The 1,295-nt window shown below is 56.2% G+C and carries 1 protein-coding gene; it reads right to left on the reverse strand.

Features of this window, described 5'->3' with window-relative positions; genetic code table 11:
• Nucleotides 1-60 precede the first annotated feature (60 nt).
• On the reverse strand, nt 61-1,188 hold the full coding sequence (locus F3J38_RS27690) for a DDE-type integrase/transposase/recombinase (protein WP_167144538.1): 1,128 nt from the start codon (nt 1,186-1,188) through the stop codon (nt 61-63).
• Nucleotides 1,189-1,295: the final 107 nt, after the last annotated feature.

Genomic DNA, 1,295 nt, shown 5'->3' on the forward strand with positions numbered 1-1,295 from the left:
AGGTACAACCGGGCACATGGGTAACAGATCAGACCGACCACATAGGTAACACTTTTGTGGTCAGTCGATTCGGATAATACGTTTTTCTGCCCGGTCATAATACGCCAGTATCATCCTGTCGAAGAGGATGACGTCAACTCCGTCGTCCACTTCCAGGAACCTCACGTACTCTCCCCGGAGAGCTCCACTCAGGAACATCCGGCCGTTCAGGCTCAGGTCACCTTTTTCACCGACTTTGTAAAGCTTCGCGCCTGCAGGATAGTTCACCGCGGGTACCCTGCCGTCCCACTTCCGCGGTGACGGCATCCATATTTTCGCGGGCGGTTGCTGTCCGTGCGCTTCATGCGGCTTTTCCTGATTGAACTCATTTCGCCATCCGCTGCACCACGCCTGCTGCTCCGACAGCGAGCCAAAAACATCGTGGTGACTCATCGCGGTTTTCAGCGAGAGGTGCATGCGCTCGTGGCGGGCGTTCTGACCGGGACAGCCCGGCGTGGTTCTTTCCGGCTGAACGCCCAGTTTTATCAGCCACACGCTCAACTGCGTCAGCGCGAGGATACCCGGCGCGACGAAGGGCGAGCCATTGTCGGTCCGGATAACGTCCGGCAGTCCGCCTTCCAGGAAGGCTTTTTCCATACAGCTGCGCACGAACACCGTGGTCTCTGACGTGCCCGGTTCACAGGACAGCAGATAGCGGCTGTGATTGTCGGTGAGCGTGAAGGGGCGGCACCAGCTGCCGTCTTTAAGGCGAAAGCGCCCCTTAAAATCGGCGCTCCAGACATGGTTATTCCTGACGGGCATTGTGAGGTCGCGCAGGTTGCCCGGCGTACGTTTACGCCTCATACGCGGCTGAACCATCCCTGCATCCTTCAGTAAATCACCGATGGTGCTGGCAGCGGGCACGATAAAATCAGCGTTATTGTTGAGGAACCAGTGGCGAATTTTTTTGGGCCCCCAGTCAGGATGTTGCTGACGGAAGAGGATGAGACGTCCGGCAATATCCGGAGGGATTTTTGCGGGCTGGGTATGACGTGTGCGGGGGATGTTTTCGAGGGAGGAGAGCTCGTGAGGATTAAAGCGGTTAAGCCATTTATAGCCGGTTTTGCGACTGATGCCGTGAAGGCAGCAAAGTTCGGTCATGGATTTCTCGCCTGCCTGGCAGGCGAGGATAAATTCGAGGCGTTGCATGGTAACAGTCTCATTCCAGGGCATAGTGAGTCTCCTCTGCTATGCCATTTATAACTGTTACCCATGTGCCCGGTCTAAAGTGTTACCCATGTGCCCGGTTTGTACCT

Source organism: Candidatus Pantoea formicae (assembly GCF_011752625.1).
Classification (GTDB): domain Bacteria; phylum Pseudomonadota; class Gammaproteobacteria; order Enterobacterales; family Enterobacteriaceae; genus Pantoea; species Pantoea formicae.

Bases quoted from the DNA above. Each gene is read 5' to 3' on its own strand.
- F3J38_RS27690 (WP_167144538.1), bottom strand. From the start codon at position 1,188: ATGCAACGCCTCGAATTTATCCTCGCCTGCCAGGCAGGCGAGAAATCC.